The 13,445-nt window shown below is 64.2% G+C and carries 9 protein-coding genes; all 9 read left to right on the top strand.

Annotation, left to right across the window (positions count from 1 at the left end):
- The first annotated feature begins 29 nt into the window (after nt 1–29).
- The 9 genes from WJU27_RS11355 (at nt 30) to WJU27_RS11315 (ending at nt 13,396) form a co-directional block, all read left to right on the top strand.
- Complete coding sequence (locus WJU27_RS11355; RefSeq protein WP_029143543.1) at nt 30–770, top strand: TerC family protein; 741 nt, start codon at nt 30–32, stop codon at nt 768–770.
- Nucleotides 771–783: 13 nt separating this feature from the next.
- On the top strand, nt 784–1,737 hold the full coding sequence (locus tag WJU27_RS11350; protein ID WP_341422180.1) for an ornithine cyclodeaminase family protein: 954 nt from the start codon (nt 784–786) through the stop codon (nt 1,735–1,737).
- 222 nt (nt 1,738–1,959) lie between these two features.
- Complete coding sequence (locus WJU27_RS11345; protein WP_341422179.1) at nt 1,960–4,545, top strand: CHASE2 domain-containing serine/threonine-protein kinase; 2,586 nt, start codon at nt 1,960–1,962, stop codon at nt 4,543–4,545.
- Between the two features lie 31 nt (nt 4,546–4,576).
- A complete protein-coding gene (locus WJU27_RS11340) occupies nt 4,577–5,350 on the top strand; it encodes a Stp1/IreP family PP2C-type Ser/Thr phosphatase (protein WP_020163588.1) in 774 nt (257 codons plus the stop codon).
- 11 nt (nt 5,351–5,361) lie between these two features.
- The gene (locus WJU27_RS11335; protein WP_020163589.1) at nt 5,362–6,156 is read left to right on the top strand and encodes an FHA domain-containing protein; all 795 of its coding nucleotides are present in this window, start codon (nt 5,362–5,364) and stop codon (nt 6,154–6,156) included.
- Nucleotides 6,157–6,259: 103 nt separating this feature from the next.
- Nucleotides 6,260–8,497 (top strand): CHASE2 domain-containing protein, encoded by a 2,238-nt coding sequence (locus WJU27_RS11330; protein ID WP_341422178.1) that lies wholly within the window; start codon nt 6,260–6,262, stop codon nt 8,495–8,497.
- A gap of 58 nt (nt 8,498–8,555) precedes the next feature.
- Nucleotides 8,556–9,323: an MBL fold metallo-hydrolase gene (locus WJU27_RS11325; RefSeq protein WP_029143544.1), complete on the top strand. Its 768-nt coding sequence runs from the start codon at nt 8,556–8,558 to the stop codon at nt 9,321–9,323.
- Between the two features lie 52 nt (nt 9,324–9,375).
- On the top strand, nt 9,376–11,748 hold the full coding sequence (locus WJU27_RS11320) for a GspE/PulE family protein (RefSeq protein ID WP_341422177.1): 2,373 nt from the start codon (nt 9,376–9,378) through the stop codon (nt 11,746–11,748).
- A gap of 13 nt (nt 11,749–11,761) precedes the next feature.
- On the top strand, nt 11,762–13,396 hold the full coding sequence (locus WJU27_RS11315) for an HD domain-containing phosphohydrolase (RefSeq protein WP_341422176.1): 1,635 nt from the start codon (nt 11,762–11,764) through the stop codon (nt 13,394–13,396).
- The last annotated feature ends 49 nt before the right edge of the window (nt 13,397–13,445 follow it).

Genomic DNA, 13,445 nt, shown 5'->3' with positions numbered 1-13,445 from the left:
CCGCGCTTTCGCATTCCGGGCGCAACACGATGGATTTCTCTTCTCCCGAATTCTGGCTTGCTGTTGGCCAGATCATCATGATCGACATCCTGCTAGGCGGCGACAACGCGGTCGTGATCGCGCTCGCCTGCCGCAAGCTTCCGCCGGCGCAGCGCAGGCTGGGCATCATGTGGGGTACGGCCGGTGCGGTGTTCCTGCGCGTGATCCTCATCATGTTCGCGCTGACCCTGCTCAAGGTGCCTTACCTGAAACTGGTCGGCGCGTTGCTGCTGCTGTGGATCGGCATCAAGCTGCTGATGCCCGAGGACGAGGACGAGCACGCCAACATCAAGCCCAGCGACAAGCTGTGGGGCGCGGTGAAGACGGTCATCGTCGCCGATCTGGTGATGAGCGTGGACAACGTGATCGCGATCGCCGGCGCTGCCGAGGGCGCGGGCGGTGATCATCAGCTGCCGCTGGTCATCTTCGGTCTGCTGGTGTCCATCCCCATCATCGTCTGGGGCAGCCAGCTGGTGCTCGGCCTGATGACGCGCTATCCCTTCATCGTCACGCTGGGTGCCATGCTGCTCGGCTGGATTGCCGGCACGATGGCGGTGACCGATCCGGCGATCCTGCCCTACGTGCCGCTCGACGCGGCCAGCACGGTCGACAAGCCGGAGGCGTCGGCCATGGTGCGCTACGGTGCCGGCATCGTCGGTGCGCTGCTGGTGCTGGCGGTCGGCAAGATCATCGCCTCGCGCCAGAAGCCGGTCGATTTCCCCATCCAGTGATCGCGCGCGAGCCGTGAGCCTCTACCTCACCGAGGACGACGTTCGGCAGCTGCTGACCCTGCAGGACGCCCTCGTCGCGGTCGAGGACGCGCATCGCTGGCACGCCGCCGGCGAGGCCATCGATACGCCGCGCGCGCGCAGCCGCACGCCGACGTCGGCGCTGCACATCCTGCACGGTGCGGTGCTGCCGCTCGGCGTGATGGGCTACAAGAGCTATACGACCAGCCGCGAGGGTGCGCGCTTCTGGGTGCATCTGTTCGATGTCGCCAACGGCCGGCCGCTGGCCGTGCTGGAAGCCGACTACCTCGGCATGATGCGCACCGGTGCAACCGGCGGGCTGGCTGCGCGCGTGCTGTCGCGCGAAGAGGCGCGCAGCGCGGTGGTGTTCGGTGCCGGCTGGCAGGCACGCAGCCAGATCGAGGCGCTGTGCGCGGTGCGCAACATCGAACGCGTGCAGGTGGTGGCGCGCAAGCGCGACAAGCTCGAAGCCTTCTGCGCCGAACAGTCGCAGCGGCTCGGGCGGGACATCGTGCCGGCCGACGACATCGAATCGGCCGTGCGCAGTGCCGACGTGGTGGTCACCATCACCACCGCGACCGATCCGCTGTTCGACGGCCGCTGGCTCGGCGAAGGCACGCACGTCACGGCGGCCGGATCGAATGCGCTGATCCGCCGCGAAATCGATGAAGCCACGATACGCCGTGCCGCCGTGATCGCGGTCGATGCGCGCGCGACCGCCTTGCGGGAATCCGGCGACCTGCTGCCGGCGCTGGAGAAAGGTCGCCTGAGTGAGTACGGCATGACCGAACTGGGCGAACTGCTGGTCGGCATGCGGCCGGGGCGACGCAGCGCAGCCGACATCACGCTGTTCGAATCCCAGGGCATGGCGATACAGGATCTGGTGCTTGCCGCGCGCGTGGTCGACAAAGCCCGTACGGCCGGTCTCGGGCGCGATCTTCCCTACTGATTTTCCCGCCTGATTTCCGCGGCGCAGCGGATTCGGCACGGCAAGCGTGAAATTCCACCGCGTCGCGCGAACCGTCGTTTGACTGTGTTGAGGCTGAACTGCAAGAATATGTGACAGGCGTCTGTTTTTCCGCGTGAGTTCGCCGACGCGAGAGCGGATGGCATACACAACAAGCCGACAGGCACCGTCACCCGTCTCCGGGGGCGCGACAACTTTGCGGGGGTGAGCGTGACCAAGGCCGCTATCTGGAAGACCGACTGGTTCCTTGGCGTCGTCATCAGCCTGCTTTTCCTGTTCTCCGCCCAGTCCGACCTGATCCAGAGTCTCGAGCGCAAGGCCTACGACGTGGGTGTCAGCGCGACAGACCGCACGCCCAGCCCACGCATCGCCATCATCGCGATCGACCAGCAGAGCATCGACAACATCGGCCGCTGGCCGTGGCCGCGCGACGTGCATGCGCGCATGATCGACAAGCTGGCGCAGGCGCAGTCCAAGGTGGTCGGCACCACCATCTTCTTTGCCGAACCGCAGATCGACCCCGGTCTGGCCTATATCAACAAGCTGCTGGCCATCGAATCGCAGGTGCGCTCTGCTGCCGCGATACCGCCGGCCGAGGGTGAGCAGCTGCCGCCCGCCGCTGAATCGCTGGATGCCTTCTCTGCCGTGCTGCGCGAAGCCGAGGCGGCGCTGAACACCGACCGGCAACTTGCCGAAAGCGTGGCCAGGGCCGGCAACGTGGCGCTGCCCATGCTCTTCCTCGACGGCGAGCCGCAGGGCCGGCCGGACAAACCGCTGCCCGAATTCGTGCGCCTGATGGCGTTGAAGAATGTCGAAGGCAGCGAGCCGCTGCCGCCGCTCACTCTGGACGTGTCGGCCGGCGTGATCGAGCCGCTGGGCAAGGTGGCGGCTGCGGTGGGCCATCTGAATCCGTCCATCGATCGCGATGGCGGGCTGCGGCTCCAGCCGCTGGTAATGACGCACTTCGATCAGCTCTATCCGTCGCTGCCGCTGCTGATTGCGGCGAAAAGCCTGAACCTCGGCGTGGACGACATCCGCGTGAAGCTCGGCGAATCGGTCACGCTCGGACGACTGAAGGTCGCCACCGACCCCGGCCTCGGCATGTACAGCTTCTATTACCAGGGTGAGGGCGGCAAGCCGCCTTTCCCGGTCGATTCCTTCTTCGACGTGATGAGCGGCAAGATTCCGCTCGACAAGTACCGCGACAGAATCGTGCTGATCGGCCAGACCGCGCCCGGCATCGGCAATTTCTACGCGACACCGGTGTCGCCGGCCATGTCCTCGGTCGAGGTGATGGCACACGGCCTGTCCAGCATCCTGCAGGAGCACTTCTTCGTGTCGCCGTCGTGGGCCTGGGCGGCCGAGTTCGGCGTGTTCCTGCTGATCGCTCTCTATCTGATCGTGCTGCTGCCGCGATTGAAGGCCGGGCTGGGCGCCGGCGTCACGGCGGCGCTGTTCGTCGCGCTGCTGGCCACCCACTTCGTGCTGATGACCGGCCAGCTGATGTGGCTGCAACTGATGCTGCCGGCGACGCTGCTGCTGGTCGGTCACCTGCTGCTGACGACCAAGCGCTTCCTGGTGACCGAGCGCGGCAAGGTGAAGTCGGACGAGCAGTCGGCCGAATCCAACCGCATGCTGGCGCTGGCTTTCCAGGGGCAGGGCCAGCTCGACATGGCCTGGGACAAGTTCCGCCAGGTGCCGCTGTCCGACGCGGTGATGGAAAACCTGTACAACCTGGCCCTCGATTTCGAGCGCAAGCGTCAGTTCAACAAGGCGGAATCGGTGTTCCGCCACATGGCCGACTTCAATCCGAAGTTCAAGGACCTGGAAACCCGGGTCAAGCGTGCCAAGGCGATGTCGGAAACCGTCATGCTGGGTGGCAGCGGCGGCGGGCGCACCAATACCAGCATCCTCGAGGACGGCACCGTCGAGAAACCGATGCTGGGCCGCTACCAGGTCGAGAAGGAACTGGGCAAGGGCGCGATGGGCGTGGTCTATCTCGGCCGCGACCCCAAGATCAATCGCGTGGTCGCGATCAAGACCATGGCGCTGTCGCAGGAATTCGACGAGGAAGAACTGGCCGACGTGAAGGAGCGCTTCTTCCGCGAGGCGGAGACGGCCGGCCGTCTGAACCACCCGAACATCGTCACCATCTTCGATGCCGGCGAGGAGCATGACCTCGCCTACATCGCGATGGAGTTCCTGAAGGGACGCGACCTGGTGCCGCAGACCAAGCCGGGCCACCTGATGCCGCTGCCCAAGGTGATGGACATCGCCGCCCGGGTGGCTGACGCGCTCGCCTACGCGCACGGCAACAACGTGGTGCACCGCGACGTCAAGCCGGCCAACATCATGTACGAAGCCGAATCGGATCAGGTCAAGGTGACCGATTTCGGCATCGCACGCATCACCGACTCGTCGCGCACCAAGACCGGCATGGTGCTCGGCACGCCGTCCTACATGTCGCCCGAACAGCTGGCCGGCAAGAAGATAGACGGCCGTTCCGATCTTTTCTCGCTCGGTGTGATGCTGTTCCAGATGGTCTGCGGCAAGCTGCCCTTCGAAGGGGATTCGATGGCGCAGCTGATGTTCCGCATCGCCAACGAACAGCACCCGGACATCCGCGACCTGCGGCCGGACGTGCCGGACTGCCTGTCCGCCATCATCGACCGCGCGCTGGCCAAGGATGCGGACGCCCGTTACCAGTCCGGCAACGACATGGCGGCCGACCTGCGCACCTGCGCCGGCAATCTCACCCAATCCCTCTCACAGGTCGACTTCAGCATCTGACATGAATCAGGATCTCAGCCCTTCACTGCAGATGGTCAGCCGCTCCGATTCCGGCATGGTGCGGACGCACAACGAAGATGCCGTCGCCATCCACCCCGCGATCGGCGTAGCGGTGCTCGCCGACGGCATGGGTGGTTACAACGCCGGCGAAGTGGCGAGCGGCATGGCCACCGCGGTGATCAGCACCGAACTCGAACAGGGCCTCATCGAGGGGCGCAAATCGATATCCGAACTGCTGGAAACGGTGATCGGCCACGCCAACGAGTCGATCTACCGCGCGGCCGAAAGTCAGCCGCAGTATTCCGGCATGGGCACCACGCTGGTGATGGCGGTGTTCCGCGATAACCACATATCCGTTGCGCATATCGGCGATTCGCGCATGTACCGGCTTCGCGGCGACGTTTTCGAGTGCGTTACCCGCGATCATTCGCTGTTGCAGGAGCAAATCGACAGCGGCATGATTACGGAAGAAGACGCCAGACGCTCGCAGAACAAGAACCTCGTGACACGGGCGCTGGGTGTCGATCCGGTGGTCGAACCGGAAATCCATACCTACGAGGTCGAGACCGGCGATGTCTACCTGTTCTGTTCAGACGGTCTGAACGACATGGTCGAGAACGAGGACATCGAACTGACGCTGAAGGCGCTGTCGGCCAATCTCGATCTGGCCGCCGAACAGCTGGTGCAGATGGCGAACGACAATGGCGGGCGCGACAACGTTTCGGTGATACTGGTCAAGGTACTGCAGCCTTTCCCGGTTGCCCGGCGCGGCTGGCTTGCGCGACTGCTCGCATGGTTGAAGTAAAGGACTGGAAAATGGCAAAACTCATACTCAGCATGGATGGTCTGGTCCTCAAGGAGCTGCCGCTCGCCAAGGAGCGGACGACCATCGGGCGCAAGCCGCACAACGACATCCAGATCGACAATCTCGCGATCAGCGGTGAGCACGCGGTCATCGTCACCATCCTCAACGATTCCTTTCTCGAGGATCTGAACAGCACCAACGGCACCTATGTAAACGGTCAGCCGATCAAGAAGCACTTCCTGCAGAACAACGACGTGGTGGAACTGGGCAAGTACCGCCTGAAGTACATCAACGACACGCCTGCGCAGGCGCCGGCGCCTGACTTCGAGAAGACCATGGTCCTGCGCCCGGACATGATGCGCAAGCCGCCGGCAGAGGCGCCGACCGCGCCGCCGGTGGTGCCGATGCGCTCGGCGACCGAGACGCAGGCCGGATTCCGCGCTGGCGCGTCGGTGCCGGCGGGTACTTCGATGGGCGGTGGCATGCCGCCGCCAGCGCCGATCGCGCCGCCGCAGCCGGCGGCGCCCGCCGCACCGCCGAACCAGATCGGCGCCATCCAGATCCTCAACGGCGCCAACGCCGGACGCGAACTGGAACTGACGAAGACGCTGACGACGCTCGGCAAGCCGGGTCTGCAGGTCGCGGTGATCACGCGGCGGCCGCAGGGCTACTTCATCACCCATGTCGAGGGCGCCAACTTCCCGGTGGTCAATGGCAGCCAGCTCGACGCCCAGGCGCACCCGCTGAGCGATCACGACGTAATCGAGATTGCGGGCGTCAAGATGGAGTTCTTCATCAAGCGCTGAGCCGGCACGCCTCGCTCATGTTGCTCCGTCCTGCGCATCGCGCTGACCGGTCGGCGACCTGCCGGCCGGCCCCTGATCGCTCGCCCCCCGCCGGGGCGGCACGGTGAATCAGCACGTGCTGAAGTACGGCATCGGCCTGCTGCTGATGCTCGTGCTGCTCGGGCATGCCGCCCGCTTCTACCAGATACCGGTTCTCGGCAATCTGGACCACATCGCCTACGACACCAAGCTGTCGCTGACCATGCCGCGCACGCGCGACGACAGGGTGGTCATCCTCGACATCGACGAGCGCTCGCTGGCCGAAGTCGGCCGCTGGCCCTGGGGGCGGGAGCGCCTGGCGACATTGATGGACAAGCTGTTCGACCACTACGGCGTGATGCTGCTGGGTATCGACGTGGTGTTCGCCGAGCCCGATACCAGTTCCGGTCTGCCCATGCTCGAAGGCCTGGCCGCCGGACCGCTCGCCGACAACGAGGGCTTCCGCGCCGCGCTGGACGGGCTGCGACCACAACTCGATTACGACAAGCGCTTCGCCGCGTCGCTGCAGAACCGCCCGGTGCTGCTGGGCTACTACTTCAGCGATCGGGGCGACGGACTGAGCACCGGTGCGCTGCCCGACCCGGTGCTGCCGGCCGGGACTTTCCGTGGCCGCAACATCGCGTTTGCCAGTTTCAACAGCTTCGGTGCCAATCTGCCGCTGTTCCAGGCGTCGGCACTCGGCGCCGGTCATTTCAATCCGCTGCCCGATTTCGACGGTCTCAACCGCCGCGTGCCGATGCTGGTCGAGTACAAGGGCGCCTACTACGAATCGTTGTCGCTGGCGGTCGTGCGCACCCTGCTGGGCAGTCCGAAGCTGGTGCCAGGCTACGCCGAGGGCGGGCTGTTCGGGGTGAGTGCCCGTGACTACGCCGGGCTGGAATGGCTGGAACTGCAGTCGGCGCGCGGAACCTTGCGTCTGCCGGTGGACGAGAACGTCGCCGCGCTGATTCCCTATCGCGGTCCGCAGGGCAGTTTCGCTTACTACTCGCTTGCGGATGTGCTGGCCGGACGCACGCCGGTCGACGCGCTGAAGGGGCGTGTCGCCCTGCTGGGCACGACCGCGCCCGGCCTGCTCGACCTGCGGGCGACACCGGTCGGCAGCACCTATCCGGGTGTGGAAATCCACGCCAACCTGATCGCGGGCATGCTGGACGGCCATATCAAGCATCGACCGCAGTACGTGACCGGATTCGACGTGGTCGTGCTGCTGCTGGTCGGCGGCCTGCTGCTGTGGGCGCTGCCGCGCATGTCCCCGATGAATGCCACGCTGCTGTCGGCGGGCATGCTGCTGCTGCTGCTGGGCATGAACTTCGCGTTCTGGCAGTTCGCCGACTTCGTGCTGCCGATCGCGGCCAGCCTGCTGCTGGTGGTCGGGCTGTACGCGCTCAACATGTCTTACGGCTACTTCTTCGAATCGCGCTCGAAGCGGCAGTTCGCACGCATGTTCGGCCAGTACGTGCCGCCCGAACTGGTCGAGGAAATGAGCCGCAACCCCGAGCACTACAGCATGGAAGGTCGCAACGCCGAACTGACCATACTGTTTTCCGACATCCGCGGCTTCACCAGCATTTCGGAAGGGCTGGAACCGAAGCAATTGACGCAGCTCATGAACGAATACCTGGGTGCTATGACTTTCGTCATTCAGGATCAGCGCGGTACGCTCGACAAGTATATCGGCGACGCGATCATGGCCTTCTGGGGGGCGCCGGTGGACGATCCGGCGCACGCGATCCACGGGGTGACGGCCGCGTTGCAGATGCAGTCGAGACTGGCCGAACTGAACAGTCACCTGACCGCTCGCGGCTGGCCGGAGCTGAAGATAGGCATCGGTGTGAACACCGGCACGGTCACCGTCGGCGACATGGGGTCGCCGGTACGCAAGGCCTATACTGTGATGGGCGACGCGGTCAATCTGGCGTCACGCCTCGAAGGACTGACCAAACAGTATGGCGTGGGCATTCTCGTCGGCGATGAAACTCGGCGCGCCGTCAAGGGCGTCGTGTTCCGCGAGGTGGATCGCGTGCGGGTGAAGGGCAAGGACGAGCCGGTATCGGTCTACGAGCCGCTGGCGATGGAAGCCGATTTCGATCGCGCGCGGCTGGAAGAGCTTAAGTTGTGGAATCAGGCGCTGCGCCAGTTCAGGAATCAGGAGTGGGATCAGGCTGAACTGACACTGTTCAACCTGCAGCGCATGGACCCGGGGTGCGTGCTGTATGGCTCCTACGCGGAGCAGATCGGACACTATCGCCGTTCGCCGCCCGGCAGGGGCTGGGACGGGGTGCGCACCTTCGATACGAAGTAGACGGACGAGATTGACGTACGAGATTGGCTTACGAACTCGACTTACACGCGGGAAACAGATGAGGATAAGGGTGCTCGGTTGCAGTGGTGGCATAGGGGGGGCGCATCTGCGCACCACGTCGCTGCTCGTCGACGACGACATCCTGATTGACGCCGGAACCGGTGTCGGTGATCTGTCGATCGCCGAGTTGGCACGCATCGACCACGTGTTCGTCACCCACAGCCATCTCGATCACATCGCCTGCCTGCCGCTGATGGTCGATACGGTGGGCGAACTGCGTTCGCGTCCGCTTACCGTATGGACCACCGCGCCGACGCTCGAAGTGCTGCGGCGCCACATCTTCAACTGGTCGATCTGGCCCGATTTCACCGAAATCCCGTCGGTCGAGCGACCGTTCATGACCTTCCGCGAGCTGCGTGTCGGCGACGAGATCGACATGGGCAGCCGGGCGATTCGCGTGCTGCCGGCGCAGCACACGGTGCCGGCAGTTGGCTACGCGGTGCGTTCGTCCGGCGGCACGCTGGCCTTTTCCGGCGACACCACCGTGTGCGATGAATTCTGGGACGCCGTCAATGCGTTGCCTGACCTTCGCCATCTGATCATCGAAACCGCCTTTCCCGACCGCGACCGCCAGCTTGCCGTGATGTCGCGCCACCTGTGCCCGGACATGCTTGCCGGCGAGCTGGAGAAGCTGCGTCACCCGGCCGATATCTATATCACCCATCTGAAACCAAGCCAGATGGACATGACCATGCGCGAGATTGCCGACACACTCGGCTCGCGCAAGCCGCACATGTTGCGCAACAATCATGTTTTCGACTTCTGACCACTCGGCGCGCCAGGACGGCCGCTCGGGTCGGCGGTAACGGGGTGAACAAATGAGTGCAGTACTACCGCCGGCCAGCGATCTGGGCGCGATGAGCGATGTGTCGAGCCGGCTGGCGTTCTTCAAGAATCTGCAGGGCGTGACGACCAAGATTCACGCCACCACCAATATCGACGAAATCATGCTTGAACTGTCGCAGGAAATTTCTGCGCTGTTCAACGCGGACCGCCTGACCATCTACGTGCTGGGCGACGACCGGTCGACCATCGTATCCAAGGTCAAGACCGGCCTGAATTCGTTCAAGGATCTGCGCCTGCCGCTGACCGAGCAGTCGATTGCCGGTTTCGTCGGCATGAGCCGCAAGCTGCTCAATATCCGCGATGTCTACGATGAGGCCGAGCTGAGGTCGCATTCGGCCAGCCTGAAGTTCCTCGATGGCGTGGACAAGAAGACCGGCTACCGCACCAAGCAGATGCTGGTCGCGCCGATTCTCGACCCGGAAAAGAAGGATCTGCTGGGCGTGGTCCAGCTGATCAACAACAAGTCCGGCCAGCCCTTCTCGGCGCTGGCCGAAGAAGGCCTGCTGAGCATGGCCCACACGCTGGCGGTGGCTTTCCAGCAACGCAGCAAGCCGACGCACGTGGTCAAGTCGAAATACGACTACCTGGTCGTCGATGGCGTCATGTCGCCGCAGGAATTCGATCTTGCCTCGCGTGCGGCACGGCGCAAGGGCGTCGATGTCGAGGACGTGCTGATACGCGATTTCCAGGTCAAGCAGCAGGCGATCGGCGCGTCGCTGTCGAAGTTCTTCGGTGTTGCCTACGAGCCCTTCAAGCCCGAGCGGGTGAAGCCCTTCGACCTGATCAGGAACCTCAAGCGCGAGTACCTCGAAGAGCAGCAATGGGTGCCGGTGGAGGACTCCAGCGAAGGCATCGTGGTCGTTGCGCTCGACCCGGAGAAGGTGAAGGGTGCGCGCGTCGTCAACAACATCTTCCCGAAGGCCAAGCTGGTCTTCCGCGTCACCACCACGAAGGAATTCGTGCAGACGCTGGATCAGTTCTACGGCTCGACGATGGACGACACCAGCGTCGGCGACCTGCTGTCCGACATGCTGGAAGAGGACGAGGTGCACGACGTTGGTGGCGACGACGTCACGGCCGCTGCCGACAACGAACTGGTCCGGCTTGTTAACAAGATCATCATCGACGCCTACCAGCAGGGCGCATCCGACATCCACATCGAACCGCGGCCGGGCAAGGACAAGACCCAGGTCCGCTTCCGCAAGGACGGCACGCTGCACCCCTATATCGAGGTGCCGGCAAGCTATCGCAGCGCGCTGGTCACCCGCCTGAAGATCATGTGCGACCTCGACATTTCCGAGCGTCGCAAGCCGCAGGACGGCAAGATCAAGTTCCGCAAGTTCGGCCCGCTGGACATCGAACTGCGGGTGGCCACCATTCCGTCGGCCGGCGGCGTCGAGGACGTGGTGATGCGTATCCTCGCCGCCGGCGAACCGATACCGATCGACAAGCTGGGCGTACTGCCGCACAACCTGTCGCGACTGAAGGAAGCGGTGAGCAAGCCCTACGGCCTGTTCTTCGTATGCGGTCCGACCGGCTCCGGCAAGACGACCACGCTGCATTCCATCCTCAGCCACATCAACACGCCGGAAACCAAGATCTGGACCGCCGAGGATCCGGTCGAAATCACGCAGAAGGGTCTGCGTCAGGTACAGATCAACAAGAAGGCCGGGCTCGATTTCGCCGCCATCATGCGCGCCTTCCTGCGCGCCGATCCGGACGTGATCATGGTCGGTGAAATGCGCGATAAGGAAACCGTGGCCATCGGCATCGAAGCGTCGCTGACCGGTCACCTGGTGTTCTCGACGTTGCACACCAACAGTGCACCGGAGTCCATCGTCCGCCTGCTCGATATGGGCATGGACCCGTTCAACTTCGCCGACGCGCTGCTCGGCGTCCTGGCCCAGCGGCTGGCCAAGCGCCTGTGTCCGAAGTGCAAGGAGGCCTATCACCCGGACGCCGCCGAAATGAAGCACTTCCTTGAGGAGTACTGCGAGGAGCTGCGCAATACCGCCGACTTCAAGGTCGATGCGGAAGGGGCGATGGATCGCGTGTTCAAGGGCTGGATCAAGGCCTACGCCGACGACAAGGGGCGCTTCACGCTGTACCGGCCGAAGGGCTGTCCGGACTGCAGCAGTACCGGCTACCGCGGCCGCCTCGGCCTGCATGAACTGATGCTCGGCACCGACCGCATCAAGAAGAACATCCAGGAGCGCGAACGCGTCGCCACGATGCTCGCCACGGCACTGGAAGAGGGCATGCGTACGCTGAAGATGGACGGCATGGAAAAGGTGCTGTCCGGGCTGACCGACATGAAGCAGGTCCGCGCGGTCTGCATCAAGTAGCGCGCCGCCGCACATGGACAAGTTCGACGACCTGTTGCGGCGCTTCGAGGATCTCAATGAGATCGGCGCCGCACTGTCGAACGAACGCAATATCGAAGCGCTGCTCGAAAAGATTCTGCTCGCCGCCAAAGCCATTACCCACGCCGACGGCGGCACGCTCTACCGCACCGACGAAAGTGGCGAGCACCTGCGCTTCGAAATCATGCGCACCGACTCGATCGGCATCGCGATGGGCGGTACCAGCGGCAAGCGCATCGTGTTTCCGCCGCTGCCGCTGCATCTGCCGGGCGGCCTGCCGAATCTGTCCATGGTCGCCGCCTACTGCGCGCTGAACCGCTGTACCGTCAATATCGCCGACGCCTACGCGGCCGAGGGCTTCGACTTCTCGGGCACTCGCGCTTTCGATGCCCGCACCGGCTACCGTTCGACCAGCTTCCTGACGGTGCCGATGATGAACCACGAAGGTCGGGTCATTGGCGTGCTGCAACTGATCAATGCCGTCAGTCCGCGGACCGGCGAGGTCGGCGTGTTTTCCGATTCCGACCGGCGGCTGGCCGAGTCGCTCGCGTCGCAGGCGGCCATCGCACTGACCAACCGGCAACTGGTGAGTCAGCTCGAAGCGCTGTTCGAATCCTTCATCACGCTGATCAACAACGCGATCGACGAAAAGTCGCCCTACACCGGCGGCCATTGCCAGCGCGTACCGACGTTGACCATGATGCTGGCCGAGGCGGTCAACGACACGACCGAAGGCCCGCTGGCCGACTTCACGATGACCGACGCCGACCGCTACGAGCTGAAGATCGCCGGCCTGCTGCACGACTGCGGCAAGGTGACCACGCCGGTGCACGTGGTCGACAAGGCGACCAAGCTGCAGACCATATTCGACCGCATCCAGCTGGTCGACGCGCGCTTCGAACTGATACGCCGCGACATCGAACTCGCCACGCTGCGCCGGCAAGGGGCGCTCGGACCTGAGGCGGCGCCTGCCGCACGCGAACGGATCGAGCGCGACGGTGCCGATCTGCTCAATGAGATCGAGGCTGACCGCGCCTTCCTGCGCCAGGCGAATATCGGCTCGGAGCGCATGAGCGACGCTGACGTCGAGCGGGTGCACGCGATCGGACGGCGCTGGTCGTGGACCGACGCCCACGGCGTCGTCCATCCCTGCCTCAGCGCTGACGAGGTCGAGAACCTGACAATACGCGCCGGCACGCTGACGGGCGCCGAGCGCGAAATCATCAATTACCACATCGTGTCGACGATACGCATGCTCGAATCGCTGCCTTGGCCGCGCCACCTGACCAATGTGCCGGAGTACGCCGGTGGCCATCATGAACGGATGGACGGCAAGGGCTACCCGCGCGGTCTGACCCGCGAGCAGATGAGCGTGCAGGCCCGCGTGATGGGCATCGCCGACATCTTCGAAGCGCTGACCGCAAAGGACAGGCCGTACAAGCGGCCGATGAAGCTGTCCGAAGCGCTGCAAATCCTCGGCAAGTTCCGCCTCAACGGCCACATCGACCCCGACCTGTTCGACGTGTTCGTCCGCCAGCAGGTCTATCTGCGCTATGCGGAGACCTATCTCGACCCCGAACAGATCGACGACGTCGATCTCCATGCCATCCCCGGCTACTCCGTGAACTGACGTTTTTTGTCACATGCTGCCGGTGAACGGCGGGACAAAAGCATCTGTG

It is taken from the genome of Methyloversatilis sp. NSM2 (assembly GCF_038066675.1).
Taxonomy (GTDB): domain Bacteria; phylum Pseudomonadota; class Gammaproteobacteria; order Burkholderiales; family Rhodocyclaceae; genus Methyloversatilis; species Methyloversatilis discipulorum_A.
This window is presented reverse-complemented; position numbering and strand designations above follow the sequence as displayed.